The organism is Chitinimonas prasina, from assembly GCF_030160395.1.
Taxonomy (GTDB): Bacteria; Pseudomonadota; Gammaproteobacteria; order Burkholderiales; family Chitinimonadaceae; genus Chitinimonas; species Chitinimonas prasina.
This window is the reverse complement of sequence record NZ_BSOG01000034.1, coordinates 1-833: the sequence shown is the minus strand read 5'-3', so window position 1 is coordinate 833 and position 833 is coordinate 1. Positions and strand designations below refer to the sequence as shown.

Sequence of the window (833 nt, the reverse complement as noted above, 5' to 3'; positions counted from 1 at the left end):
CTCAAGGCGGCATCACCCGCATCCACCACCACATCACCCGTGGCGGTCAGGCTGCCACCGTCGTTGACGATGCCCACGCCGCTGACGTCCAGGGTCTGGCCGGCAGCGATCTGACCTTGTTGGTTGTTCAACTGCCCGCTGGCCTGGACCACGACCTTGCCCTGACCACCCAGCACACCCTGGCTGTTGTCCAGGCTGCCGCTGCGCACTTGCAGGTCCTGGCCGCTAAGGATGCTACCGCTACGGTTGTGCAGCTCGCTGCCTTGCAGGACGACGCCATTGACGCCGCTCAGTTGGCCGCTGGCATTCTGTATCTGGCCTTGGCTGGTCACGGTCAATTGGCCGTTGGCCAGTACCTTGCCGCCTTGGTTGTCCAGGCTGTGGAGTTGCAGCTGGGCATCGCCTTGGGCGGCAATGCTGCCGCTACGGTTGTCGATCTGGCCTTGCTGCAGTTGCAGTTGGCCGCCGCTGGCGACCTGGCCTTGGCGGTTGTCGAGGTTGCCGCTGAGCTGGAGACGCTCACCGCCCACCAGGGCGCCTTGCTGGTTGTTGATCTGCTGGCCGCTGAGCGTCAGTTGGCGGGCGGCATGGATGATGCCGTCCTGGTTGTTCAGGCTGGCGCTGCCGGTGACCTGGCTGTCGCCGCCACTGAGTAGCTTGCCCTGGCGGTTATCCAGTTGGCTGGCGTTGAGGCTCAGGCCTTGGCCGCCATGGATCTGGCCGCTCTGGTTGTTGAGCTGGCGGGTGGCGCCCAGACGGGTCTGGCCGTCGGCGACGATGGTGCCGCCCTGGTTGTTCAGGTCGGCAGCCTGGAGGCTGACGTTGCCCTTGCC

Annotated in this window: 1 protein-coding gene; it reads right to left on the bottom strand. The window is 65.7% G+C overall.

The window, feature by feature from the left end:
- Positions 1-833: hypothetical protein (locus QQK16_RS21010; RefSeq protein WP_308447095.1), on the bottom strand; the 833-nt coding region annotated here is incomplete at both ends.